This window comes from Enterococcus sp. AAFC-DPL-5182, from assembly GCF_058216605.1.
Window position 1 is genome coordinate 571,132 of the sequence record NZ_CM177101.1, and the last position, 26,736, is coordinate 597,867.

The 26,736-nt window shown below is 36.0% G+C and carries 19 protein-coding genes; 17 read left to right on the forward strand and 2 right to left on the reverse strand.

All coding sequences use genetic code 11. From position 1 onward, the window contains the following. The first annotated feature begins 30 nt into the window (after window positions 1–30). The 13 genes from AC4BB7_RS02695 to AC4BB7_RS02755 all read left to right on the forward strand — a co-directional run bounded on the left by AC4BB7_RS02695 (window position 31) and on the right by AC4BB7_RS02755 (window position 19,025). On the forward strand, window positions 31–1,923 hold the full coding sequence (locus AC4BB7_RS02695) for a beta-glucoside-specific PTS transporter subunit IIABC (protein ID WP_490484334.1): 1,893 nt from the start codon (window positions 31–33) through the stop codon (window positions 1,921–1,923). Continuing rightward, window positions 1,920–3,344, forward strand: coding sequence for a 6-phospho-beta-glucosidase (locus AC4BB7_RS02700; protein WP_490484335.1), 1,425 nt, complete (start codon window positions 1,920–1,922; stop codon window positions 3,342–3,344). The genes AC4BB7_RS02695 and AC4BB7_RS02700 overlap by 4 nt, the downstream gene beginning before the upstream one ends. Before the next feature lie 114 nt (window positions 3,345–3,458). Further along, the gene (locus AC4BB7_RS02705; protein ID WP_490484336.1) at window positions 3,459–4,775 is read left to right on the forward strand and encodes a metallophosphoesterase; all 1,317 of its coding nucleotides are present in this window, start codon (window positions 3,459–3,461) and stop codon (window positions 4,773–4,775) included. Window positions 4,776–4,936: 161 nt separating this feature from the next. Further along, window positions 4,937–5,314, forward strand: coding sequence for an OsmC family protein (locus AC4BB7_RS02710; RefSeq protein ID WP_490484337.1), 378 nt, complete (start codon window positions 4,937–4,939; stop codon window positions 5,312–5,314). A 33-nt stretch (window positions 5,315–5,347) separates the two neighbouring features. Beyond that, window positions 5,348–6,985 carry a peptide ABC transporter substrate-binding protein gene (locus AC4BB7_RS02715; RefSeq protein WP_490484338.1) on the forward strand — a complete coding sequence of 546 codons (1,638 nt, stop codon included), beginning with the start codon at window positions 5,348–5,350 and terminating at the stop codon, window positions 6,983–6,985. 184 nt (window positions 6,986–7,169) lie between these two features. Beyond that, window positions 7,170–9,128, forward strand: a complete 1,959-nt coding sequence (locus AC4BB7_RS02720; protein WP_490484339.1) for a heavy metal translocating P-type ATPase — start codon at window positions 7,170–7,172, stop codon at window positions 9,126–9,128. An 880-nt stretch (window positions 9,129–10,008) separates the two neighbouring features. Beyond that, entirely contained in the window at window positions 10,009–11,145 is a 1,137-nt protein-coding gene (locus AC4BB7_RS02725; RefSeq protein ID WP_490484340.1) for a hypothetical protein, read from the forward strand. 17 nt (window positions 11,146–11,162) lie between these two features. After that, the gene (locus AC4BB7_RS02730; protein WP_490484341.1) at window positions 11,163–12,938 is read left to right on the forward strand and encodes a glucosaminidase domain-containing protein; all 1,776 of its coding nucleotides are present in this window, start codon (window positions 11,163–11,165) and stop codon (window positions 12,936–12,938) included. A gap of 21 nt (window positions 12,939–12,959) precedes the next feature. Next, window positions 12,960–14,189, forward strand: a complete 1,230-nt coding sequence (locus tag AC4BB7_RS02735; protein ID WP_086315399.1) for a hypothetical protein — start codon at window positions 12,960–12,962, stop codon at window positions 14,187–14,189. 437 nt (window positions 14,190–14,626) lie between these two features. Continuing rightward, window positions 14,627–15,202: an aggregation-promoting factor gene (gene apf, locus AC4BB7_RS02740; protein WP_086315400.1), complete on the forward strand. Its 576-nt coding sequence runs from the start codon at window positions 14,627–14,629 to the stop codon at window positions 15,200–15,202. 215 nt (window positions 15,203–15,417) lie between these two features. Next, window positions 15,418–15,633 (forward strand): hypothetical protein, encoded by a 216-nt coding sequence (locus tag AC4BB7_RS02745; protein ID WP_086315401.1) that lies wholly within the window; start codon window positions 15,418–15,420, stop codon window positions 15,631–15,633. Further along, on the forward strand, window positions 15,634–16,428 hold the full coding sequence (locus AC4BB7_RS02750) for an LssY C-terminal domain-containing protein (protein ID WP_490484342.1): 795 nt from the start codon (window positions 15,634–15,636) through the stop codon (window positions 16,426–16,428). Window positions 16,429–16,739: 311 nt separating this feature from the next. After that, window positions 16,740–19,025: a glycosyl hydrolase family 18 protein gene (locus AC4BB7_RS02755; protein WP_490484343.1), complete on the forward strand. Its 2,286-nt coding sequence runs from the start codon at window positions 16,740–16,742 to the stop codon at window positions 19,023–19,025. A gap of 197 nt (window positions 19,026–19,222) precedes the next feature. On the opposite strand, the gene AC4BB7_RS02760 is transcribed toward AC4BB7_RS02755, so the two are convergent. Continuing rightward, window positions 19,223–19,825: a hypothetical protein gene (locus tag AC4BB7_RS02760; RefSeq protein WP_490484344.1), complete on the reverse strand. Its 603-nt coding sequence runs from the start codon at window positions 19,823–19,825 to the stop codon at window positions 19,223–19,225. Window positions 19,826–19,848: 23 nt separating this feature from the next. Next, complete coding sequence (locus AC4BB7_RS02765) at window positions 19,849–20,640, reverse strand: MurR/RpiR family transcriptional regulator (RefSeq protein ID WP_086315405.1); 792 nt, start codon at window positions 20,638–20,640, stop codon at window positions 19,849–19,851. A 162-nt stretch (window positions 20,641–20,802) separates the two neighbouring features. Between AC4BB7_RS02765 and AC4BB7_RS02770 the strand changes: the two genes are divergently transcribed. The 4 genes from AC4BB7_RS02770 to AC4BB7_RS02785 all read left to right on the forward strand — a co-directional run bounded on the left by AC4BB7_RS02770 (window position 20,803) and on the right by AC4BB7_RS02785 (window position 26,643). After that, on the forward strand, window positions 20,803–22,251 hold the full coding sequence (locus AC4BB7_RS02770) for a glycoside hydrolase family 1 protein (RefSeq protein WP_490484345.1): 1,449 nt from the start codon (window positions 20,803–20,805) through the stop codon (window positions 22,249–22,251). A gap of 203 nt (window positions 22,252–22,454) precedes the next feature. Further along, window positions 22,455–23,303, forward strand: coding sequence for a PRD domain-containing protein (locus AC4BB7_RS02775; protein ID WP_086315407.1), 849 nt, complete (start codon window positions 22,455–22,457; stop codon window positions 23,301–23,303). Window positions 23,304–23,307: 4 nt separating this feature from the next. After that, on the forward strand, window positions 23,308–25,167 hold the full coding sequence (locus AC4BB7_RS02780; RefSeq protein WP_490484346.1) for a beta-glucoside-specific PTS transporter subunit IIABC: 1,860 nt from the start codon (window positions 23,308–23,310) through the stop codon (window positions 25,165–25,167). A gap of 48 nt (window positions 25,168–25,215) precedes the next feature. Continuing rightward, entirely contained in the window at window positions 25,216–26,643 is a 1,428-nt protein-coding gene (locus tag AC4BB7_RS02785; protein ID WP_490484347.1) for a family 1 glycosylhydrolase, read from the forward strand. Window positions 26,644–26,736: the final 93 nt, after the last annotated feature.

Genomic DNA, 26,736 nt, shown 5'->3' on the forward strand with positions numbered 1-26,736 from the left:
AAAAATGAATCAAAGAGAGGAACTATCATCATGCGTTATGAAGAAGAGAGTAAAAAAATCATCGAACTTGTCGGTGGTAAATCGAACATCAATAGTTTAGTTCACTGTGCCACACGTTTAAGATTTAGTTTGAAAAATACAAAAAAAGCAGATAAAGAATCCTTAGAAAAACTTCCTTATGTCATGTCAGTGGTCAACAGCGGTGGGCAATATCAAGTGGTGATCGGCAGTAAAGTACCAGATTATTATGCGGCAATCCAATCACTCGCTGATTTAAACGAAGATGCACCTAAGACTGAGAAAAAGCTAAGTTTTAATTATGTATTTGAAGTGATTTCTGGTGCCTTCTCACCACTGATTCCAGCGATGGCAGGTTCTGGAATGATCAAAGCTGTTTTAACGATTTTAGTTGAAATGAAATTATTGGCGGATACTAGTTCAACTTATATGGTACTAAGTGCAGCAAGTAATGCGATCTTTTACTTCTTACCTGTTTTCTTAGGGATTACCTTAACGAAAAAAATTGGTGGGAATATGTATGTTGGTGGTGTGATCGGTGCGGCCTTGCTAGAACCATCATTCACGGGTATGATTGGTCAGGAAAAACTTGATTTCCTTGGAATCAATTTAAACGTTGTTGATTATGCAACGACGATTTTCCCTATTTTTGTCGCAATTTTTATTTATTCATTCGTGGATAAAATTTTACGTAAAATTATTTTTAGAGACTTGCAATTATTTGCAGTACCAATGTTTAGTTTGATGATCATGGTTCCACTAACGGCTTTGCTGTTTGGCCCATTTGGAACGGTTATTGGGGATGCATTATCACAAGGTGTCATGTGGTTGATCGGTAAAAGTGCCTTACTTTCAGGAATCGTTTTAGGTGGCGGAATGCCGTTTATGGTAATGTTTGGTCTGCATTGGGGCTTTTCTCCTATCACACTTGAAAACTTGACTGTGATGGGCGGCGACCCAATCGAAGGAATGGCCGTTGCAGCAGTATTTGCTCAAATTGGGATCGCGATTGGTTTCTATCTAAAATCTAAAAAACATTCAAAAATGAAAGCTTTAGCTGGTCCTTTAGCCTTAATTGGTTTATTTGCAGGGGTAACAGAACCAATCGTTTATGGCTTGATTTTAAGATACAAACGTTTATTGCCGATTGTAGCAATTTCTGGCGCCATTGGTGGAGCAATTTGTGGTGTGACAGGTGTTACGATGAATGCTTATGTATTCCATAACATTTTCTCTATACCAGTTTATACACCAAAATTAGGATACTTTATTGGTGTTGGTTCTGCTTTGATTGCAGGAGCTGTATTGACGTATTTCTTTGGTGTTAAAGACGATGAAATGACTGATTTTTTACCTGAAACAGATCAAGGTGAAGATGATTTTCAAGAAACAACTGATGAAAGACCAATCCCAGCTGCAAGTACAACTGAAACGATTGTGTACGCACCGCTTGAAGGTACGGTAATTCCTTTAAAAGAGGTTGATGATGATGTTTTTTCTAGCGAAATTGCTGGTAAAGGTGTTGCGATCATCCCATCAGATAATAAAGTTGTAGCCCCATTTGACGGAATCGTTGTCGCGATTTTCCCGTCAAAACATGCGATTGGGTTGAAATCAAAGGGCGGTAGTGAACTATTGATCCATATCGGTATCAATACCGTTAATTTAAATGGCGAACATTTTGAAACAAAAGTTGAAATGGGTGATACGATCACACGTGGTCAAACATTACTAGTCTTTGATCGTGAAAAAATCGAACAAGAAGGCTATGCGATGACATCACCAGTGATTTTAACAGATGGCCCAAGTATGGATACAATGAATATCATCAATACAAGTGAATCAGTAACTCCCGCAACAAAACTATTCGTTGTAGGAACGGGATTGGAGGAAGCACATAAATGAGAAATGATTTTTTATGGGGTGGCGCAGTAGCCGCTCATCAAGTAGAAGGCGGTTTTACTCAAGGCGGAAAAGGCGTAAGTATTGCGGACGTGATGACTTCTGGCTCAAAAGATCATGCTAGAGAAATCACAGACGGTATTATAGAGGGAAAATTTTATCCTAACCATGAAGCCATTGATTTTTACGGACATTATCAAGAAGACATTAAGTTATTTGCCGAGATGGGGTTTAAATGCTTAAGAACTAGTATCGCTTGGACTAGAATTTTTCCAATGGGTGACGAGCAGGAACCGAATGAAGCAGGTCTTGCTTTTTACGATAATTTGTTTGATGAATTATTGAAATATGGGATCGAGCCTGTGATCACATTGTCCCATTTTGAAATGCCGTATCATTTGGTTAAACATTATGGTGGTTGGCGTAGTCGTGAGTTGATTGGCTTTTTCACTAAATTTGCTGTAACTGTAATGGAGCGTTATAAAGATAAAGTAAAGTATTGGATGACCTTTAATGAAATCAATAATCAACGAATCTTAGAAAATCCAATTTATTCATTTACCAATTCAGGTATCCTTTATCAAGCAGATGAAGACAAATTAAAGACAATGTATCAAGCAGCACATTATCAATTTGTGGCCAGTTCTATCACAGTTGCTGAAGGGAAAAAAATCAATCCTGATTTTCAAATTGGCTGTATGTTGGCAGCCACACCGAATTATCCGCTGACAAGTGATCCAAGTGATATCCTAGCAGCCCAACAAGAAGATGAGAAACAATTATTTTTTACAGATATTCAAGTAAGAGGAAACTATCCTCGTTGGGCAGTCAAAGAATGGGAAAGAAAGGGCTATGATCTGGATATTACGGAGGAAGATTTACAGTTACTAAAAGCTGGCACAGTAGATTATATCGGTATCAGCTACTATTTAAGCAATACAATCTCAACACGACCAGAAGCAGTTCGCTTAGACGATGACTTACTTGGCGATAGTTCCCTTGTGGAAAATCCTTATGTCAGTATGACAGAATGGGGCTGGTCGATCGATCCTGCCGGCTTACGTCATTATCTAAATCTGTTAAGTAATCGCTATGAACGGCCAATCTTTATTGTAGAAAATGGTTTTGGCTATGCAGACACATTAGTAGAAGAGAAAGTCCACGATGTAGAAAGAATCGATTTTCTTAGCCAGCATATCAAAGAGATGAAAAAAGCGATTGAGATAGACGGTGTAGATGTTATAGGCTACACGGTTTGGGGCTGTATCGATCCTATTTCATTTACGACTGGAGAAATGCGTAAACGCTATGGTTTCATTTATGTCGATCGTGATAATCAAGGAAATGGCTCCTTGAGACGGATCAAAAAAGATTCCTTCAATTGGTACAAGCATTTGATCCAAACAAACGGAGCAGAAATATAAACAATAATATAGAAGGTTCTCTCACTGGATTTTAGTAAAATAAAAACAGTGAGAGCTTTTTTGTGCAAAAAAGCATAAAATAGAAGGGAACAAAAGAGAATGGGGAATGACGAAATGAGAAAAAAGATAGGATTTGTGTTACTGAGTATAATCATTGTGTTAGGTGCAACGATTTACTTTGGCCGAGATAAAGAACAGAAAGAAGAAACTTTATTTAAAAAAGAAGCAATTGAATTTTGGGTAGTCAGCGATCCTCATTACATTGATAAAAGCCTAACTGATTCAGGTATAGCATTTAAAAAAATCAAACAAACAGCGGCTGGAAAAGAGCTAGATTTCCAAAAAGAGAGCTGGCAAGCTTTTATCGATAAAGCAATCAAGCAAAAGCCAGAGATGTTGATCATTACAGGTGATTTAACTTTGAATGGGGAAAAAGTCAGTGCGGAAAAACTTGCAGAACTACTGAAACAATTGACCGACAAAGGAATCAACGTTTTTGTAATCCCTGGAAATCATGATATTAATGATGGTTGGGCTAGAAAATTTGTCGGTGACCAGCAAGAAAAAACTGAGGCAATTTCGCTAGCTGACTTTAAAAAAATATTTGCCGATTTTGGGTATCAAAATGCAACAAGTTATGATAAAAGTTCGTTAAGTTACTCAGTATCAGTCAATCAACGGTACAACTTTCTGTTCCTTGATTCCAATATTTACCCTGAAGATAGTCAACCTCAAACAAGCCCGACAACAGGTGGGACGATTCGGGGTAAGACCATGAAATGGGTCAAAAAACAATTAAAAAAAGCAACAGAAGAAAAGAAAAAAACAGTGGTTTTTCTGCATCATAACATCTTTGCGCATAATGAACTATTATCCAATGGATTTGTCCTTAATAATGCAGAAGAATTCAAGAACGTTTTAGCTGATTATCAAGTTCCTATTGTCTTTTCAGGTCATATCCATGCTCAAGATATCATGACAGAAACGGTCAATGATCATCCGTTAACAGAAATCGTCTCTAGCTCTTTTTCGATTGCACCGCAAGGATATGGTGTGGTGAAATTAAATGGGAATTCATTTGACTATCAAAAACAAGAAAATACCCACAAAATTCCACAAGTAGAAAATTATCCAGAGTATATCAAAGAACTTTTTATCGAAGACGGGAAAAGATTAGGCTACACTCAGTTGACCGACGCAGGCTTATCTGATAGTCAAAAGTTGGACACAGCGTCTGAATTTGTGGGGCAAGTAAATTATCGCTTCTTTTCAGGGAATGATTTTATTTCAGGTGAAGAAGTAGAGAAAATCAAGGCAGAGCCAGGCTATCAGATCATTTCGGACAACAGTAAATTTTTAAAAGACTATATTGATTCTATTATTCAAGATAAGAACCAAAAAGATAATCAATTAAAGAAAAATCTATACTGATAATTAGCTTCCTGAATTCCAAGTGAATGAGGGAAGTTTTTTATTGATAGCTTTTTGTTATCATACCTGCTAATTAACTATTATAAGTTTGCTGGAATTTGTACTATCATAGTAAGATAAAGAAAACGCTATAAAAATAGAGAAACAGAGGAGTGTAAAAAATGGAATTGATTCCAAGTGAAAAGGGATTTGAATTAGTCCATCAAAGTGGTAACTGGGTACTAAAAAAAGAGATTGGTTTTTCTCCTGTTGAAATGTTAGTCGCGTCCATTGGAGCATGTGGAGCTTATGTGTATGAAAAAATATTAAGCAATTCTCATGTCGATTTTACAATCAATAAGGTAGAGATTTCTTATGACCGGGCAGAAAATAAGCCAGCGAAACCGTTAAGTCGTGTTGACATTACTTTTTCGCTCCGTGTTTCAGAAGAAGAACAAGGAAAAGCAGAACGAGCGCTGAAATTGATTGGGAAAAACTGTCCAGTCATGCAATCATTAGATCCTGAAATAGCTGTAGTTGAACAGGTGATTTTTGTCTAGTCGATCATTGATTATGACACAAGGAGGAAGAAGATGAAAAAGTTTTTCGCAATTAGTGCGCTGGCACTGTTATTTTTTGTGACCGGTTGCAATTCAGCTGGAAAAAAAGAGTCGAATGAAGTAAAAAAAGCGATCGTTCATTTCACAGAACCAGCAGAACTATTAACGCTAGATACCACACAAGAAGAAGACTTTACCAGTTTCAACGCACAAAATCAAGTTCTTGAAGGACTTTACCAATTAAATGAAAAAGATGAAGCCATACCTGCGGTAGCTAAAGAATTACCAGAAATCAGTGAAGACAAGCAAACCTATACGATTTCTTTAAGAGAGGATGCAAAATGGTCGAATGGAGATCCTGTCGTAGCAGATGATTTCCTTTATGCTTGGAGACGAGCAGTCACACCAGAGACTGCACCGTCATATGCTAGCTTATTTGTTTCTTCTATAAAAAATGCAGATACTATTTATCAAGGGAAAATGAAACCAGAACAACTTGGGGTGGAAGCGCCAGATGAGCATACATTAGTGATTCATCTTATCAAGCCGATTCCATATTTTACTTCTTTACTAACTTTTGAAACCTTTTTCCCAATCAATCAAGCTTTTGCTGAAAAACAGGGGAGTAATTATGGCACTTCGGCAAAATCAACTCTTTATAATGGAGCGTTTATTTTAGAAGGTTGGGAACAAAATTCTGATACTTGGAAGTATGTCAAAAATCCAAAGTATTGGGATCAAAAGAATGTAAAGGTCGATGAAATCCAAACAACTGTTGTGAAATCAACGAGCACAGCTGTTAATTTATATCAGACAGATGAACTTGACCGAGTTGTTTTAGATGGAGAATTTTCTAAACAATATAAGAATGATCCAGATTTTCAAAATCAAAATGATACAAAAATGGGGTATCTACGCTTTAATCAAGGTCAAGGAAAGCTATTGGAAAATACCAACCTCCGAAAAGCAATCTCTTTAGCAATCGACCGTGAGACCTTTGTAAAAAATGTCTTAGGAGACGGTTCAATTGCAGCTACAGGTTTTGTCCCTCAAAATTTTGTTCAAAATCCTAAAACCGGAGAAGATTTCCGTAAAGAAAATGGCGTACAACAAACATTTGATAAAGTAGAAGCACAAAAGGCTTATACGGAAGCCAAAAAAGAGTTGAGTAAAGATGAGATCACCTTGGTTTACTTAACGAAGGATACAGATACAGAGAAAAAGACAGCAGAATATTTAGCTAGCCAAATTGCCGAAGTGTTGCCTGGAATCAAATTTGAGCTGACTACATTACCAAGTAATAATTTACAAGAGCGCTATTTATCAGGTGATTATGACATTGCTTTTGGTCAATGGATGCCGGACTTTAAAGATGCCATTACATTTTTAGATATGTTCGCTTCGACTTCTGGCTTAAATCATGTCAATTATAAAAATTCTGCATACGATCAACTAATTGAAGCTGCTTCTCTTACAGACGCAGCAAATGAAGAAAAAAGATGGTCGGATTTACTACAGGCAGAACATCTGCTATTGGCAGAAGATTACACAATCGCGCCAATTTATCAGCAACAAACAGCATTATTGCAAAAGAAAAAAGTTAACGGTGTGGTAAAACATAGTTTTGGGTCACCATATAGTTTTAAATATATCCAAGTAGAAGAAAAATAAGCTAGAAGCTAGAGTGTAAATCGTAAAAGATTTGGCTCTAGCTTTTTTTATGCAAATAAAATACAGTTTTCGCTTGACACATGAATGTTCGTTCATGTATTATGAATATAAGATATATGAATGGATGTTCATTTGAAAAGAAGATGCATCTTTTCAGAAAACAATCAAAAGGAGGACGAATAAAATGGAAACAACAAAAGCACATGAACACAATTGCTCAACTGGAAAAGGCCATGATCATAAGCATGAAAGCGAACATGGACATAGTCATGACCACGGGAAATCTCCAGTCATTTTATTTTTTTCAGGTTTAGCTATTTTTATCGTTGCATTTTTCATCAATGAAGGCTCGCTATTACAGAATATTCTTTTTATAAGCGCAATGTTACTATCTGGATATCACATTATCATAGAAGGTATTGTTGATACGATCAATGAATCGAAAGAGCAAAGGAAATTTGTGCCAAATGTCCACATTTTGATGACACTAGCCGCTTTTGGTGCAACGATCATTGGGAATTATGAAGAAGGAGCTTTGCTGATTATTATTTTTGCTGCAGCACATTTTCTTGAAGAATACGCAGAAGGCCGCAGTAAAAGAGAAATCACGAATTTACTTAAAATGAATCCAACAGAAGCGCGTTTGATCCAAGCTGATGGTAGTGTGAAGACAGTTGAGGTTACTACATTAAAGATTGGTGACAAACTACAAGTATTAAATGGCGATCAAATTGCCACAGATGGGATCATTTTATCTGGGCGAACATCAATTGACGAATCTTCTATTAATGGTGAAAGTATACCTAGAGAAAAAACGGTTGGTGATGAAGTGTTTGGTAGTACTATCAACGGTAGCGGTACTTTTACCATGGAAGTTACGAAGGATAGTAGTGATACAGTTTTTGCTAAAATTCTTCAACTAGTCAACCAATCACAATCCAATTTATCGAAAACTGCAACGAAGATTCAAAAACTAGAACCTTATTATGTAACGATCGTCTTGATTTTAGTACCGATTTTTATACTAGCAAGTCCATTTCTATTTAACTGGTCATGGAATGTAAGTTTTTATCGTGGTATGGTATTTTTAATTTCAGCATCACCGTGTGCACTTGCAGCGAGTGCTGTTCCAGCAACATTATCAGGTATTTCAAATTTAGCGAAAAGAGGAGTTTTATTTAAAGGTGGTTCGTACTTAGCAAATCTAGCTACAATTAAATCAGTTGCTTTTGATAAAACTGGAACATTGACCAAAGGCAAGCCATCTGTTACTGATTTTTATTTCTTGACGGAGACAGCACAATTAACGGAACAAGCATGTATCGATCTAATTGTTGCAATGGAAAAAACTGCGAATCACCCATTAGCCAATGCAATTCTGGATAAGTTCAAAGCAGAAACGGAATTGACTTTGACAGTCGAAAATGAAATTGGAAAAGGACTAGTAGCAGAATATCGTGGTGATACGTATCAAATCGGTAAACCAGAAATTTTTGATCGAGTAAACACCCAAATCACTGCTCATAATGAGCAGTACGCTAAAGAAGGTAAAACCGTGGTTTATTTTGCGAAAAATAATGAAGTGATCGGTTTGATTGCCATGATGGATGTACCAAATGAAAATGCTAAAACAGTGATTCAGTATCTTAAATCACAAGGGATTCACACAACAATGATTACTGGCGATGCAGAATTAACAGGTCAGGCAGTTGGTCGCCAAATTGGGATCGATGAGGTGGTTGGAAATGTCTTGCCAGAAAATAAGGCTGCAATCATCAAAGATCAGCAAGCTCGTTTCGGTAGTGTAGCTATGTTAGGTGACGGAGTCAACGATGCTCCTGCATTAGTAACTGCCGATATTGGTGTGGCAATGGGAGATGGTACGGATATCGCTATTGATGTAGCAGATGCAGTACTGATGCAAAATGATTTAACAAAATTCAGTTATGCCCATAAAATTTCTAAACGATTAGATCGGGTCGTTTGGCAAAATATTATCTTTTCCATGTTTATTGTAGTTCTATTGATTACTTTGAATATTCTTGGGAAAATGGATATCACAGTAGGAGTTATAGCTCATGAAGGCAGCACGTTACTTGTTATTTTGAATGGTTTACGTTTGTTGATTCCATCAAAAGATTAGCAGGATGAAAATTTGTTTAATTCTAAAAATTGTTTTATAGTGAGAATATAATAGGTTAAATCGGGAAAATGTGAAAAAAATGAGTATTTTTTATGAAAAAATAGTGAAGGACCAAAAAACATAGTTACGGGTAATGCTTAATTAAAATTAATTTAATAACAAATAAACAATGAAATATAATTTTCGTTTTTTTAGATAATATTGATTTTGAAATTTTAAAATTTCATTTTGAAAAGAAGTGGTTTCTTATTTTATCAGAGAGCACTTCTTTTTGTGTACGTTTTAACCCTTTTTTTAAGAAGTGTAAGTCAGCTATATAAAGATTTTGTGGATATAAGAATGTGGAAATCAATTTTTTTCCGAACAAATGGAAAGACGATTCGATATATGAATAAAATGTATAATTTTTCGATCATATATATAATTTTGAAATTAAAAAGTTCTTTTTTTTAGAATTTTATAATAAAAAAACATATATATTGACGGAAGTGGATTTGTTTATTTTGAAATTATAAGAGAGTAGGATTTGCGTTTTGCGAAAATGAAAATAATCCACTAAATCGGTTTGTTTGTTTAGTCTTTATCTGCTAAAATAGAAAGAGGTAGGCACGTTTTTGCAAGGAGGTTAACATCTTTTTTTATCAAATAAAATAATAACTAACTTGTGTTGAACATGATGATTCAAAAGTATGATGTGTTGTAGCCGCTAGAAACAGTACATTAGAAGTGAAGCTGATTATTTTTACGAATAAAAAGATTACCGCAACTTGTCACTATAGTTACATAATAGACAATTCACATAATTTACTTAGTATTTAAAATTAGTACGTTAAAAATAATCAAAGAGATAGTCCCATTTATATTAGAAGGAAGTGAGCATATGCTAAAAATTTTTGGCAAAGGTAAAAAAAGAAAAAAATACGAAGATTACGATGAATATGATGACGACGATTATGATGATGAAGATTACGATGATTATGACGAAGACGATGACGATTATGATGACGACGATTATGATGATGAAGATGACGACGATTATGACGAAGACGATGAAGATTATGATGATGAAGATGACGACGATGACGATTATGATGACGACGACGACTATGACGACGATGATGACGATTATGATGACGATGAAGACGACGATGAAGATGCCCGTCCATTATTCTCACTGAAAAAGAAAAAACAAAAACAAACGCCACCGCCTAAAAAAGCTCAACCAAAGAAAAAGAGACCACCAGTCAATGTGGTCATTGATGATGATGAGCTAGAAGAACTTCAAGAAGAAAATGAACAGCTTCAAAGTGAGCTTCGGGAATTAAAAGCTGAGTTGCGTAAGAGTAAAAGAGAAAATTCTCAATTACAAAATGAAGTTGAAGCAGCACGTCAAACAAATGAATCGTTAGAAAACGAGTTGTCGATGGTACAAGCTGTGCCAAAAGACTACGATGCTCGTATGGCAGAACTAGAGCAAGTAAGAAGTAAATATAATAGTTTATTACGTGAAAGTAATCGTCAAATCGATGAAACTGATTTAAATCGCAAGAAAGCAGAGCGTTTTGCAAATAAAATTAGGCAATATGAGCAAGAGTTATTAGCGAAACAAGAAGAAATCGATAAACTTTCAGAAGATCGTATTGTGATCATGGCATCAGATACGCCAACAGATACAGGTGCTTACGAGGAATTGGCTAAGGTCCGTCAAGAGTTAGAAGCGACAAAACGTCAATTAGCGCAAAAAACGATCGATGTCGATCAACAATTGTCTAAAGAAGATATTGGTGAAGTATTACTAGATGCTAAGAGACAAGCTAAAGAAATTGTGAATCAAGCAAATCAAAGAGCACAACTTATCAATGAAGAAACAAAGAAAAAAGCCAGTGTCTTAAAACGTTTAGAACGTGCCGAACAAGAATACCAAAACTACTATAAACGTATCAAGGATGTTAAGGAAGAATCAGAACAAGCATTCAATCAAATCATCAACTTGGTAAAAGAAGATCCATATCAATAAGAAAGAGAGGACACAGAATGAAAAAAAGAAATCTAAACAGTAAAAAGTTACGATTATTAAGTGTAGGGTTACTTACTTCAAGTGCTGTCCTTTCTGTTACCGATGTTCAACCCATTGTTGCTAAAGAAATTGATAATCAAGCAACTTCAGGTTCCGAAGAACATGAAGATGTAGCAATTTTATCTTCAACTAAGGAACATGAGACGACAGAAAGTACAGTTGAAGGAATAGAAACTAGTTCCTCTACCGAAAATAGTACGACTTCTTCGACTGAAGAGTCGACAGACGAGACCAGTAGTGATTCGACGAGTTCATCAGATGATACTAGTTCGACATCTAGCACAAACGATACAACAAGTACATCTGATACATCAACATCAAGTAGTACAAGTAGCACAAGCACAAGTACGACGAGTTCAACAACAACTCCGTCAAAACCGAAACCTGATAAACCAAAACCAAGTAAGCCAAAACCGAGTAAACCAAAGCCAAAACCGAATGAACCAAAACCTGCACCAAGTAATCCAGCACCACCAGTGCAAGGTCCAATCCAACAACCAAGTGTCACAGCTCCGCAACCAAGTAGGCCAAACGTTGACTCTACTGTTGGAACGACAACAGGTAGCAATACTGGTGGATCAGATCAGGTGTTCCATATCAGCCCTAATCTAACAACGAAAAGCTTTGTTAAGGTCATTGGGGAGGATGCTCGCTCAATTGCTGGTGAGAATAATTTATACGCATCAGTGATGATTGCGCAAGCAATTTTAGAAAGTGCTTCTGGAAACAGTGCACTAGCCTCTGCGCCAAATTATAATTTATTTGGTATCAAAGGTAGCTATGAAGGAGCTAGTGCTAACTTTTTGACTAGTGAAGATAATGGATCAGGCAGTATGTTTACGATTCGTTCTAATTTTAGAAAGTATCCCTCATACAAAGAATCTCTTGGCGATTATGTGAAACTTCTTAGAGGTGGAACAGACGCTAGCAGTGGTTTTTATAGTGGTACGTGGAAAACAAACACGAAATCATATAAAGATGCGACGAAGTTTCTAACAGGACGTTATGCAACGGATACTAGCTACAATTCAAAATTGAATGGTCTAATAGATGCGTATAATTTAACGCAATATGATACCTTAAAAGATAAAAAGAAAACGAAAAAAGCTAAAAAAATCACACTGAATACTTCTTTTGATAAGCTAGAGAAGAAAAATGATCAAAAAGATCAAAATATTGAATATCTTACACACATCGTGAAAAAAGGTGAATCATTAAAATCAATCAGTGAGTTATATGATATTTCGACATTAGCTATTTTAGAGAAGAACCAATTAGATCGACGGATGTTATTCATCGGTCAAAAATTAAGTGTTCCTAAACAAGAAGAAAAAGTTACCACTGTTGTAAAAGAAGATGCAGTAGACCGTTCATTAGATATGGTTCAAAAATTATCTAATGCATTCACAGGTCAAGAAACCACACAATCTGCTGCTAAAAAAGAAACAAAAGCTACAACAACTAAAGAAGCGAAAGCTAAAAAAGAAACAAAATCGACAACTCAAACAAGTGAAGCAGTAACCAAAAAGGAAACAAAAGATTATCAAGTTAGTGCAACACGCAAAAAAACAAAAGAAACATATGAAGTGAAAAAAGGTGATACTTTAGCGAGTATTTCCAAGAAAACAGGCATTTCAGTGTGGTCGTTAAAAGAGTGGAACGATCTAGATCAGTACTTTTTGACTGAAGGACAGCAGCTTATCTTAGCGCCAGTTTATGATCTTCAATCATAAAAAAGAAAGGAGAACGGTATAATGAATGATTATTTCGATGTTTTTTTTCATCAACAGGCAATTCCATTCACTGTGGGAACCGTTCTCTATCAAAAAGACAACACAGAAGAAATCGTTGAGGCATGTGAAACACTCTATGAACGCTCAACAGGAGATTTTCTTACTTTTCGGGAAAATGATGAACTTTCCCGAAAAGTTATTTCTTCGCCTATTAAAAAACATGTGGAAATTCAGTTTTTTCAAACTCAATTAAATTGGGATGTTTTATTGGAAGAGTTGGAAGAACTTTTCCCACAATTTGTTTGGACAAAAATAGTGGAAGAAGTCGATGGGATTTTTAGTACATATTTCTGTGAATTGATTCCTGTTTCTTTTAATTCTGAAGAAGAACCGATTCAGTTTATTGTTTCAGCTAGCCTAGAACAGATGGGCTATTCAAAAAGTGAGTCTGTTAGTAGTATTTTACAAGCAAAACTCCTTTCTATTTTCCAAGAAGAAGAAAATATTCCATTAACTGGTGAAACGCTTAGTTTTCCAGTAGAAGTTTCAATAGAAGAAAATGTTGAACCTCCGTTGGACGTAGATTCAATGTTTTTGGAGAAGGATGAATCTGGGGAAGAGGAAAGAATTGAAATTGAGCCAGATAATGAAAGTGAGCTAACTGCGCTTGTTCGTTCAGATGAGAGTGAAGTACTTTTCTTAAAAGAAAGTTTAAAGCGAGAAAAGGCGTCAAAGGAACGCGTGCGGGTAGCAAAAGAAAAATTGGAGTACGAGCTGCTCGCCATAGAAAATAGTTTACTCGTTAGTGGATTAAAAAGATTCAAAAAACATCAAAAAACTTCAATTGATGAGGAAGACTGGTATAAGCCTGTTCGAATTGATTTGATCCAGTATGATGATTTGTACAAAAAAGCGAAGTTTATTGAACAATCATGGCGCTTGAATCGACAGTTGGTCACGATTACTGAAAGAATGACTGTAACAAAAGATCAATGGGTTTATGAACGAGCCCGTGTTGAAAAAATAAAAAATAGTGTATCAGAGATGGATTTACAATCAATGATGGAGCAATGTCATTTGATTAACGAACGCGTAAAAATTCGTCAAGGCTTCCTATTTTTTAAACCTAGAGTAAAATTATATCAAATCGATTATGAACAATTAGAGAAAATTAGTGCATTTTTTGATATTATTCAAACTGAAAATAGACTATTAGAATCAGTAATCGAACAGAAAGATTTTAATGGATGATCATTAATAGAAAGCAGAAACGCTAGCTAAGCTAGAGATGTTTCTGCTTTTTTTGTATGGATAAAAGAGGATAAAGTGTCGATTTTAGTCTGATTTAATTTCTTAAAGACGTAAAATTGATGGAAGAAAAGTGATAATTAATAAAAGTTTTTAGCCAAAACCTTGTAATAATTCTAGAATTTTGTAATATGACAATCGTTATTGAACTGAAGAAGAGTAGAATTTCAGAAAAAAACATGATTTTTTACATTCAACAAGATAGAGACAAACTCAGTGCGAACAAGTGTTTTTTTGATTGTATTTTACAAGCTGTTACGTAATGAAAACACTCGTAACGAATTGTTACTGGATCTTCACCTATGAAATATTTTTAGATGTTAAAGTATGCAAAGTCGATAAACAAACGACGAAAATATTTTTTACAAAGGAGAAACAACATGAAATCACTTAAAACGATTTTATTAGCAACAACTTTGACTGCAGGATTTGGCATTTTTATGGGAACGACTGACGCACACGCTGATAGCTTATATACAGTAAAATCAGGAGATACATTATCTACTATCTCTCATCAATTTAATGGAGACAATAGCTTGATCGATCTAATTGCAAAAGATAATAATATTTCTAATATAAATATGATCTTTGAAGGAGAAGAATTAGTAATTCGTACAGCTGAAGAAGCAGCTCAAGCACCGACTCAACAAGAAGCTGAAACACCAACTGTAGAGGCAGTACAACAAACTCCAACTCCAGTTACAGAAGCAGCACCTGCTCCAACAGTAGCAGCAGACAGTTCTTCTGCAAAAGAATGGATCGCACAAAAAGAATCTAGCGGTTCTTATGCAGCAACTAATGGTAAGTATATTGGTCGATATCAATTAGATGCCTCTTATTTAAATGGTGACTATTCTGAAGCCAACCAAGAACGAGTAGCAGATAGCTATGTAGCAGGACGTTATGGATCATGGGAAGCAGCACAAGCTTTCTGGATGGCGAATGGTTGGTATTAAGCAAACCATTATTAATAGATTAACTTTTTTTAACTGAAGATGTTCACATCAACGTTTAGAAAATAATGTGGTAACCAAACGTCAAAAGTCTAGGATATGGCTCATAGAGTCATATCCTAGACTTTTTTTGCAATGGAGAAGGTATTAGGCGACTTTATCTCAGAAGTGAGTATAATTTAATTAAATGCACTTGATCTAAGAAAGGATGAAGGAATATGCCGAAATTTTATAAGAATCTCAAAACTGGAGCTGTGATCACTGCAAGGGAATATCAAGCAAAAATTGTAAATAATATGGCGGAAACGACTGCAGATCTTAGTACAATGGGACTAGGAGCATATAGTAGCTTTGCCAATAAGGTGTTTGAAGGTGAGTTGGATAATTATAGTCAGTATGCTCCTTATGATCCAGAAGAAAATGGGAGGAGCTAAATGAAGAAGCAGACTGTACGAAATAGTGCGTTTAGGTTGGTTAGGTTTATCTTTATTACCATTATTGGTTATTTAGTTTATAAGTCATTATTATCCGAAATTTTAACAAGAAAAATCCATATCTTCCTTTATATCTTTTTTTGGTTGTTTAGTTCCTATTTGATCCTTCCTTTTATTAATAAATTAATGACAGGACGCTATTTACCAGATTATTTTATTGGTCGCGCTAGAACAAGTGATGGTCTGCTTGGTGATCCAATCAATCTTGCATTTATTGGAACAGAAGATGAACTGGAGGAACTTTTTATAAAATCAGGTTGGATGAAGGCAGAACCATTAACACTAAAATCAAGCTTACGAATGATTGTTGCTAGTGTTCTTGCTAAGTCCTACCCTAAAGCTCCGGTAAGTTCATTATTTCTTTTTAATAAAAAGCAAGATCTAGCATTTGAACGAGAGATAGAAAATAATCCCAGAAGAAGACATCATGTTCGTTTTTGGAAAACGCCAAAAAACTGGTATTTACCTGGTGGCAGAAAAGCGGATTGGTTAGGGGCTGCAACTTATGATAAAAAAGTTGGTTTTTCGCTTTTTACAGGACAAATCACTCATAAAATCAATTCTGATGTAGACCAAGAACGAGACTTTGTTTTAGAGTTGCTTGAACGTTCAGAGCAATCAGTCTCAATTGAATTAGTCGCACATTTTACTACGAGTTATCATGGACGTAACGGTGGTGGAGACGAAATTTTTACCGATGGTTCATTGCCATTTATTAAAATAGAAAACAAATAAAAAAGTACAAGAAGAGATAAGGGCACAGTTGTATTTTTTCCAGTTTGAATAGAGTGTGTGGAGTGGGCTGATTCTTAGCGTGGTCCACACTTTTTGTTACTTCAATTAATATTTTTGAAATAATAAAAAAATATCGCTTGAAAGAGTATATTGTTAGCGTTTGCAATCTAATTGTTATATTATTATAAGGGAAATGAAACGAATAGCGGGAGGTGTAGTTCTAAAAAAGTTTCCTTCTTTTAAGTGAAGGAAGCAGAGTCAAATGTGGATGTTTAAATAGCGTAAAAAAAACTTAAAACGAGGTGGAAAGTTTGAAAAAAGTGTTTAGAAAAAATATGAACGTTTTATCTGTTTTGGTACTTGTTGTTTCAAGTTTGGTTTTATCCTTATCTGTATTAGTACCCACTAAGACTGTAGAAGCTGCAGAACCGTCTCAATACCGCAATGTCATGTACTATGGGGATTGGTCGATATGGGGAGGGGAGGATAACTTTTATCCAAAAGATATTCCTGCAGATCAGTTGACTCATTTAAACTATGCTTTTTTAGATTTTGACAGTAGTGGCAATTTGAAGTTTACTGATAAAGATGCCGCAGTTGGAGCTCCCGTTGGACAAGAAGGCGTTCAGTGGAATAGTGCTAGTGCAGGTGTTTTAAATGCAATCCAAGACATTCGTGCAAAAAATCCTAATTTAAAAATCGGTATTTCAATTGGTGGCTGGTCTAAATCAGGAGATTTTTCTGATGTAGCTGCTAATCCAGCTGTACGTGCAACTTTTGTCAGCAATATCGCTAAGTTTATCAAGTATACTAATATGGATTTTGTTGACTTAGATTGGGAGTATCCTGCGTCTGTTCGTGAACCAGACAAAGTTGATAATACCAATGACGAAGGAACACCTCATGCAAAACCAGAAGATAAACAAAATTTTATCACGCTACTACAAGACATTCGTTCTGCTATCGATAAACAAGGGAAAGAGTTAGGAAAAACCTATGAACTTTCCGTTGCACTGCCAGCTGCACAAAATACCTTGAAAAATGGTGTAGATGTGGCACAATTGTTTAAAGTAGTCGATTTTGCCAATGTAATGACCTATGATATGAATGGCGCTTGGACACCAAATAGTGCTCATCACAGCGCACTTTACGGTAATCCTGCAGATCCTAATTATGCAAATGGTTTTTCTGTCGATCAAACAGTCAAATACTTACAAACAAACGGCGCCCCAGCAAGTAAAATCGTAATTGGAGCAGCTTTTTATACACGTGGTTGGAATAAAGTAGCGGCTGGAACAGATGCTGCGCATCCTGGTTTATTCCAAGCAGCAGAAAAAAATAATAAAGATGCAGACTTATCGCCAACCTATGGTGCTAACAATAAAAATCCATTGAAGTCAGGTGATGGTGGTCGTGCAGGCGGTGTTTGGCCATATCGCAACATTGCCGATCTTAAAATAAAATCTCCTGATTTAAAAGAGTATTGGGATGATGTAGCCAAAGCTCCATATATGTACAATCAAAAAACAGGAGAATTTTACACGTATGACAATACTCGTTCGATTGGCTATAAAGCAGAATATGTGAAAAATAACCAATTAGGCGGCGTGATTTCTTGGATGCAGTCACAAGATAAAGCGACCGATACAACAAAACGTGATGAATTAACAAAAGCCATTAAAACAGGTTTATTCGGTACGGCTGTACTTCCAGGGAATAAAACAGTTTATGCTGATTTAAATGTCAAAGCAACAATCACGCCATACAATGAAAATGGTGCTGGATATGAAATCACTGTAAAAAATAATGAGACTTCAAACGAAACAAGTGATGTCTTAAAAGCGGTAGAAGCAGCTTTTGAAACAGTGAAATTACCTAAACTATACATTCCGATTAATGCAGCAGAAACATTGACTGCGGGAGATTATAAAGCTGGAACTGTAACGGTAGAAAATGGAAATGTGGTCGTAGATTTATCATCCGTTTACGATGCACAACAAATTCCACAAGGAACAAGTTATACATTTAGATTAAAATCAAGTGCCACAGCGGTTGACGTAAATCGAATCAGTAGTATTTCACTAACGCAACGAATTGCCAAAAATGGAGCAGAACTCAGCAAACAAACAATTTATGGCGGTGGCGTAGTCAATCCAGATCCATCGGATACAACACCACCATCAACACCTGCCAACCTAGCAGTTGGAGCAATTACTGAATCTAGCGTCGCATTAAACTGGACAGCTTCAACTGACAATGTGAAGTTAGCTGGCTACAAAGTATACCGCGATGGCGTATTAGTTGGAACGGTTGCTGAAACAACTTACACAGATGCAAACTTGAAACCCAACACAGCCTATAATTACACTGTGAAAGCATATGATGCAGCCGGGAATCTTTCAGCAGATAGTAACTCAGTTGCTGTGAAAACAAAAGAAAGCACAACGCCTCCTATAAGCAAAGAATGGGATGCTGCTAAAGCCTATAATGGTGGAGATATAGTGACGTATCAAGGAAAAACGTACAAAGCAAAATGGTGGACTCAAGGCAACGTACCGGGAACAGAACAATGGGGACCTTGGGAATTAGTTGGTTAGAACAAGAAAAAACAAGGTAAAATAAAGAGTGCGGGACAAAACTAAAACTCAGTTTTGTTCCGCATTTTAAAACTTAATAAACGATGGCCAAAAGTCAGGTTTTTCGGCAATTTCGCAAAAAGCGAACAATACATTTTTTGTATTGTTCGCTTTTTACTTCAATTGCTCGAACCTAATCGACTTTTATCTCAACCTCTTTATTTCGGTGGCGTATCCAAGTAATCATGAATAAAATCAGCATATTTTTCTACGATCGCTTGCCCTTTATCCATCAAAATATAAATTCCTGGATCTACCATGTTCATAATATAGTCAGTTGTAAATTCTTTTTTCAATAATTGAATTGCTTGTTCTTTGGTGTTACATTGTATCAATCCGTTTTCTTTTAGAACTTCATTTAGCTGAAATAGTGACCAATAATTAATCACAGACGCGTCATTCAAAATATCCAGATAATCAGCAAACAACAACCGATCAGTATTTGTTATAGGGTCGATCCCAAACTCAAGTTCAAAAAAATCTGGAAAGACTGCAGTCGTAGAATCTTTTTCAGTGAGCCAATCAAGTAAAAGAACTTCTCCAGGTAGCAAACCATCAGCATTTCTGATCATATTTTCTTTAGGAACGATTTTAGCCGTGCCAATAGCAATCATTTTTAGCCAGTCGTCAACATTTCGGTCTGTTGACATTACTGGAAATTCAGGATAAGTTTCATAAATTGCAACGATTTTAGCAACTTCATCATCCAAGTTGATGCTCTCTTTAGGTTCTTCCTGTTTAAAAAAATCAAATATTCCCATAGTAACTCCTTTTATTTAATGTATTATTGATACAAACTTGCATACCGTCGGACAAAATAATCTAGAAAAAAAGTTAACGGATAATTACCGATTCGGACATAATTGGTCGTAGTCACATTAATAGACAGATCGAACTGATTCGTCAAGGTATTTTGTGTATGCTGCGTTAAAAGAATTGATTTTGCAGGACTATCACTGATCATTCTCATTAATTCACTACTTCGATTGAGTAAGGAACCATAAGATGAAATCACGATCACGATAGATTTCTCGCTAAGATCTTCAACAAAGGCTTGCTGGGTTTCTTCAGTTTCTCCCACAAAAATTAGTTTTTGGCTCAGTAGAAAAGAAGTTTGGAGATCTTTAGCAAGTTCCAATGTTGCGCTATAGCCAATAAGCACAACTTCCTCTGCGCGGTGGATATCTGCCAGAATCTGATCGACCTGTTTAATATCGATCGTTTGCAAAACATCATTTACAGCTGTAATGATTTCTGCTGCATAAGAATCAAGATAAGTTTTTGGATCGTTTTTTAAGTCGGTCAATTCTTGCTCTTTCATTCTTAAGCCGCTATGCTTTTTCATCGTTCCTAATGAAACGAGTGATTCCCGTAAAGAAGCAAAAGTTGCAATTCCAAAATGTCGGCAGAAGCGTGTTAAGGTTGCTGGTGAAACAAAACAGCGTTCAGCAATTTCGGTGATAGTCAATGTACGAATTTCATGAAGATGAGTAAAGAGATAAATGATGATCCGTGAATATGTCGCATCTCGTTTGTTTGTATTTAAATAATGAAGAAAATCAAAAAGATCAAGCATCAAAAAACTCCTCTACGGTAAGATATTTTCGTGAATATGAAAATGAAATAAAATAATGAAAATAACCTCTAAAACAAAAAAATAACTTTACGGTTTCTCATGCTAAGATAAAGGTAATAAATCAATTATACACTAAATCAATGACTGAGAGGATGGAAACATATGAGTGGATTTCCACAAAATTTTTTATGGGGCGGCGCAACTGCAGCCAATCAGTTCGAAGGTGCTTTTTTAGAAGACGGTAAAGGTTGGTCAACTGCAGATACAGCTCGCTATATTAAAGAAAACGGTATAAGCATGACAGAATTATTACGACCTACGACAAAGGCAGACGTTGAATTTGCAATGAATGATAAAGAAGGAGTTTACCCAAAACGTCACGGAATCGATTTTTATCATAGATATAAAGAAGATATCGCGTTATTTGCTGAAATGGGTTTTAAAACGTTTCGCTTGTCGATTTCTTGGCCGCGTATTTTTCCAAATGGTGATGAATTAGAACCTAATGAAGCAGGCTTGGCATTTTATGATGCAGTTTTTGATGAATGCTTGAAATATGGTATTGAACCCTTAGTAACGATTTCACATTATGAGTTTCCGTTAGGCTTGGCATTTAAGCAAAATGGGTGGGAAAGTCGTAAAACAATAGAAGCCTTTGAACGATATGCACGCGTTCTTTTCAATCGTTATAAAGATAAAGTAAACTATTGGTTGACGTTTAATGAAATCAATATCATTGGAATGACTGGTTATTTAAGTGGTGGTATTTTAGCTGATGGGGAGAAAAATATGCTTCAAGCGCAATATCAAGCGGCACACCATCAATTTATTGCTAGTGCTTTAGCGGTCAAAGCCTGTCATGAAATCATTCCAGATGCAAAAATCGGCTGTATGTTAGCTAGAATGGAAGCTTATCCAGAAACGAGCAACCCTCTAGATGTGATGGAAAGTGTCAACAGTGACCACATGAACTTATTCTATTCAGATGTACAAATTCGAGGCTATTATCCAACTTATATGAATAAATTCTTCCGTGATCACAATATCACGATCAAAAAGGAAACGGAAGACGATCAAATATTACGTGAGGGAACCGTTGATTTCATGTCCTTCAGTTATTATATGAGCAGTATTGCTTCTCATAAAAAAGAGGGAGATACCACTGGTGGAAACTTGTTAGGATCTAAGAAAAACCCATATTTAAAAGCAAGTGACTGGGGATGGCAAATTGACCCGATTGGACTTCGAGTTACGTTGCATAAATTGTATGATCGTTACCAAGTACCATTATTTATCGTAGAAAATGGTTTAGGAGCTAAAGATGTCGTTGAGCCTGACGGCAGTATTCATGACGACTACCGAATTGATTATTTAAGAAGCCACATTGAACAAATGGAGCAAGCAATCGATGAAGGCGTTGATTTAATGGGATATACGCCATGGGGCTGTATTGATTTAGTCAGTGCAAGTACCAGCGAAATGTCGAAGCGCTATGGTTTTATCTATGTTGATTTAGATGATGAAGGAAAAGGAACGTTAGATCGATCAAGAAAAGATTCTTTCTATTGGTATAAAAAAGTGATTGAAACAAACGGTACGGACCTAAAATAAGGAATCAATCATCATTACAAATCCGATGAAAGCGTTGCATATTGAAAAGAAATGCATTATACTAAGAACAAGAAAAAAAACGTTAGTGGCGATGTAGCCATTTTATAGAGTATGTTACTGAATGATGCAGGCAGAACTCAAATTACCTAGGAATGTCCTTTCCTGGGTAATTTGAGTTTTTTTTCTGGAAAGGAGTAAATCAAGTGAAAGTAAGTCAAATTTTAAACAACAATGTAGCAATCGTGAGCAGAGGAAATAATGAGGTTATTGTTTATGCTAAAGGGTTGGCATTCAAGAAGAAAGTTGGACAAGTAATCTATGAAAATGAAATCGAAAAGACTTATGTTCTAGATTCGAATGATATGCTAGAGCATTTTAGTTATTTATTGTCCCATTCTGATGCTAGTCATATCACTTTAGTGAATCAAATCATTGCTTACGGAGAAGAAAAGTTGGGTGAGAAATCAAATGATTATCTCAGTTTGACCTTGCTAGATCATATTGAATTTGCATTGAAACGTGCAGCTAAAGGACAATTTATCCGTAGTCCCTTAACGTGGGAAGTGAAGAAATTTTATCCACAGCATTTTGATATCGGCATGTATGCATTGAACTTGATCAACGAACAATTCCAATTGACATTTCCAGAAGACGAAGCTGTTTCAATTGCATTGCACTTTGTCAATCTGCAAGAGGATAAGAATAATCTAGACGAAACGATCCGCTCCATGGAAAGCTTAAGAGATATCTTGTCGATCATTCAGTACCATTTTCAACTCAAATTAGATGAAGGCTCCTTGAATTATATGAGACTGATGACTCATCTGCAATATTTCATTCAACGCGTCATGACTAAAAATAGCTATGATGAAAGTGACGTCAATTTAAACGAACAAATTAAATTGATGTATGCCTCATCTTATGAATGTGTTCAGAAAATCAGAGTCTATATCAAGCAAAAGTACGCCTGTGACCTAACGATCGATGAAGAAACATATCTTATGCTCCATATCCATCGAGTGACGAATCGAAGTCAAAAAGAGAGGACATAAGACAATGAAGTATCAATCATTTAATGAAGAAATTATCCGCCTTGTAGGAGGAAAAGAAAATATTCAGGCAGTGGTTCACTGTATGACTCGTTTGCGTTTTACTTTGAAAGATCGAACAAAAGCCAACACAGAAGAATTGAAAGCGCTAGATGGAGTGATCGACGTTGTGTCTAACAATGTTGCTTATCAAGTAATTATAGGCACACATGTTAGTGAAGTACATGCTGAGTTGATCAGTATGCTAGGATTAACGCCTAGTTCAGATGAAGAATCAAAAATTAAAGAGAAAAAAAATCCCCTGAAAGCTGCAATGGATTTACTTTCGGAGACAATGACCCCAGTTATTGAACCAATCATTGCATCTGGACTGCTTGCAGGTTTTCTATCTTTATTTTCAATAACTGGGCTAATCTCAGTTGATAGTCCAACCTATCAACTATTGGATTCAATTCGTTCAGCAGTTTTCTTCTTTTTACCAATTTTTATTGCAATGTCATGTGCAAAGCGATTAAAAGCCAGTCCCTATTTAGCAGTGGCTTTAGCAGTGACGCTAGTTTCAAGCTCAATTAATGATGTATCTGGATTGAGTATTTTTGGAATTCAATTACCGCAGATGGTTTATGCAAATTCATTTATTCCAATCATTTTAGCAGTTTGGTTTATGGGGCAATTAACTGTTTTACTAAAAAAATATGTTCCCAAGTTTTTACAATACTTTTTAAACCCTCTATTGATCATGGTGATTTGTTTACCTGTGACTTTACTGATTTTCGGTCCAATTGGTATTTGGATCGGTGATGGAATCGGCTGGTTCTTTGAGGTGCTTCACAATACCTTTGGTAGTTGGATTGTTGTGATGCTATATGCAGCATTTCAGCCATTTTTGATTATGTTGGGGGCAGGTAATTTCATGATGCCACTAGCATTGAACTTTGTGAATAAAATGGGGTATGATCCAATTTTCTTAGCAGCAGCGACGATTTCTGATTTAGCCGTATCTGGTGCAATGTTAGGGTATTTTTTAAGAGCAAAGGATTCTAAACAAAAGCAATTATTTGGAACAGTTAGCTTTAGTGCGCTTATGGGCGTGACTGAACCAGCTATTTATGGTGCATTTATTAAATTTAGAAGACCATTTATTGCCGTTATGATCGGTGGTGGTCTTGGTGGATTGTTTGCGGGATTGACGAATGTTAAAACGTATTCTATCGTTTGGGGCTTGATGGGATTACCATCTTATGCGGATAATCAAGACTTTTCAAATTTAGTTTTTATGATCATCAGTGTTGTGATCGGCTTTGTTACAGCTACAATTTCAGCATATTTCTTAGGGATTCCTCAAGACGAAAAAGAAACACAGACTAAAGATCTGTTAAAAGAAAAAGTACCAGAAAAAAATAGTCAGTTAAAGAAAGTTCCACTAAATTCAGTAGTTGAAGGCAAAGTAATTCCTTTGGCAGAAATCAAGGATCAAGCATTTTCAACGGGAGCATTAGGTAAAGGGATAGGAATTGTACCAACCGATGCTCAAATTGTTGCGCCAGTTTCGGGTGAAGTATCAGCTGTTTTTCCAACAAAGCATGCAATCGGCATCAAGACAGAACAAGGAATAGAGGTGCTGATCCATATTGGAATCGACACTGTAGAACTTGATGGAAGATATTTTGATACGATCGTAGAACAAGGTGCGATGATAGAACGAGGTCAATTACTATCAACGGTTGACTTTGCGGAGATTCAAAAAGAGGGCTATGATCCAACTGTGATTGTAGTTGTTACAAATACAATAGACTATTTAGATGTGATTCCGGCAGCAAAAGAGAGTGTATTTACGGATGATGAATGCTTAACGGTTATATTATAATAAGACTAGAAGATGTATTTTTTACTAACAGATCAAGGAGCGTTTGAAATGAAAAAAAATGAATTTTTATGGGGCGGCAGTATTGCAGCCCATCAATGTGAAGGTGCTTGGGATCAAGACGGCAAAGGTGTAGCGATCATGGATCTTGTTACACAAGGAACCTATGACAAACCGCGGGAAATCTGCAAAACGATCGACACTGGTAAATATTATCCTTCTCATGATGGGATCGATTTTTATCATAGATATAAAGAAGATATTGCGCTATTTGCTGAAATGGGGTTTAAAGCCCTACGTATTTCAATTGACTGGTCAAGAATTTACCCTAAAGGAGACGAACAAGAACCAAATTCATTAGGCATTCAGTTTTATCAAAATGTGGTTGATGAGTTACTAAAAAACAATATTGAACCGATCGTGACCTTGTATCATTTTGAGATGCCTGTGCACTTAGTGAGAGAATATGGTTCATGGACTAATCCAAAGGTGATCGATTTTTATTTAAAGTATTGTCAAACAATGTTTGAAGCGTTGAAAGGAAAAGTGCGCTACTGGGTAACGTTTAACGAGATGAATCATATCGATCCACAAACAGAAGCATCAGATATTTTTACGTACATTATTGCAGGCTTGAAATATACAGAGATGGAAAACAAAAAACAGACATTGGCAACGATTAGCTATAATATGACACTAGCAAGTGTAAAAGCTGTTAAGCTAGCACGGACGGTCGATTCTGCCAACCAAATTGGGTGTGTCTTTGGTTTAACTCCCGCGTATCCTTTAAATTGTGACCCGCAAAATGTCATGAATTCATTGAAAGAAACCGATCGCGAATTTTATCAAATAGATGCCATGTGTATGGGGAAATTTCCAGAATACAAATTGAAAGAATACCAAGCACAAGGAATCGACTTAAAGGTCTCAAAAGAAGATCAGCTCGCATTTAAAGAGGGAAAACTAGACTTTATTGGCTTAAACTATTATTCTTCCAGTGTGGCGCATTATGAAGGTGATGAAACCAACGAAGAAACTTTATTCGGTGGTGTCCAAAATCCTCATCTCCAACAAAGTAAATGGGGCTGGGCGATTGATCCGATTGGATTACGTTATACATTAAACTACGTCTATAGGCGCTATGGACTACCGATCATTATTACTGAAAATGGTTTAGGTGCCGTAGATCAATTAGAAACAGATGGTTCAATTCAAGATGATTATCGGATAGAGTATGTACAAAAACACCTAGAACAAATGGAAAAAGCAATTGTTGAAGACTATGTTGATTGTTTCGGTTATTTAATGTGGGGACCAATTGATCTAGTTAGTGCAACGACTGGTGAAATGAAAAAAAGATATGGTTTCATCTACGTAGACAAAAATGATGATCAAACTGGAACTTTAGAAAGGAAAAAGAAAAAATCCTTTAGTTGGTATCAAGAAATCATTAAAAAAAATCAAACCTTTACCGTCTAGAAAAGCGGAAATAATAAAAAAATGATTGACTTAAAACAGGATATGTTTTAAGTCAATCGTTTTACTTTAAGCAGGTAGCTAGCAATAAAAGGA